At 45.9% G+C, this 628-nt stretch carries 2 protein-coding genes; one reads left to right on the top strand and one right to left on the bottom strand.

Annotated features, from left to right (window positions below; genetic code table 11):
• A partial coding sequence (locus R7Q11_RS27375; protein ID WP_225467133.1) for an HAD family hydrolase occupies nucleotides 1-339 on the top strand: 339 nt, incomplete at its 5' end.
• Nucleotides 340-450: 111 nt separating this feature from the next.
• On the opposite strand, the gene R7Q11_RS27370 is transcribed toward R7Q11_RS27375, so the two are convergent.
• Nucleotides 451-628 (bottom strand): ferritin-like domain-containing protein (locus R7Q11_RS27370; RefSeq protein ID WP_263857212.1); only part of this gene is annotated, 178 nt, incomplete at its 5' end.

Raw genomic sequence — 628 nt, 5'->3', positions numbered from 1 at the left:
AAAGCGATTAAAACCGCCATCGTCACGCGAAACTGCCTAATTGCGACACAAAGAAAATTGGAACATAACCAAATCACCGTTGAGCAAGTGATCACGCGTGAATGTTATCCACCAAAACCCGATCCTTTATCGCTACAAGTGCTCGCCAAGGAGTGGCGTTTGATGCCAAATGAAGTGCTGTATGTCGGTGACTTCCTTTACGATTTACAAGCTGCGTACAATGCACAAATGCCGTCTTGTTTAGTGCATCACGGCATCACCGAACAATTTCAAAATTCGGCATCACTTGCGGTGAGAGAACTGTCCGATTTGCTGGCGTACTTTGAATCAGCGCACTGATCCCTTTGTCCGAAAAGCTCAACGAATTAGATTGCCAATTCACAGAGACAAAAAAAGGATCACTCATGTGCTCCTTTGGCTTATTCCCGAATCGTATGTAAATGTTTGAACTTAGCCTTGTAGGTAAGCGTTAAGCATCCACATCAGTTTTTCTTGCTCACGGATGTAGTCTCCCATCAGTGCCGCAGTACCTTCATCGTCTGCTTCACCAGCGTTTTGTAAAATCTCACGCTGTTTAACAAGCAGAACACCAACACCATTAGCCAGACCTCTCGCGCGCTCTCCACCC

This window comes from Vibrio sp. 970, assembly GCF_033339075.1.
Note: the sequence above shows the minus strand (reverse complement) of the source record. Positions and strands in the feature narration are given on the sequence as shown.